This window comes from Streptomyces sp. SID11385 (genome assembly GCF_010548245.1).
Lineage (GTDB): Bacteria > Actinomycetota > Actinomycetes > Streptomycetales > Streptomycetaceae > Streptomyces.
In genome coordinates, this window is sequence record NZ_JAAGLR010000242.1 from 1 (window position 1) to 316 (window position 316).

The following is a 316-nucleotide window of genomic DNA, read 5'->3' on the forward strand; positions in this document are numbered from 1 at the left end:
GCCGTGCGGGGCGCATCCGCCGTGCGGGGCGCATGCGACGTACGGGACTCGTCCGGCGGAGCCGATGCGTCCGGCGCACCGGTTGTGCCCGGCGTACCGGAGACGTCCGCCGTCTTCGGCTCGCCAGGTGTCTCCACGCTCGTGGCTCCGGTGGCGTGCGCCGGGGTCGTCCTCGCGCCGGGCCTGTCTGCGGACGTGCTGCCGGGCCTCTCGCCCGACGTGCTGCCGGGCCTCTCGCCGGTCCGTGTGCGGGGGCGGCGGGCCGGGAGGGGGCCGGGGGCCGGGGTGGGGCGGCTGTGCTCGGTGTCGGGCTCGG

1 protein-coding gene is annotated in these 316 nt (G+C 79.1%); it reads left to right on the plus strand.

What is annotated here, in order from left to right:
• Positions 1-84 precede the first annotated feature (84 nt).
• Positions 85-316 (plus strand): hypothetical protein (locus G3I42_RS36870; protein ID WP_203606487.1); only part of this gene is annotated, 232 nt, incomplete at its 3' end.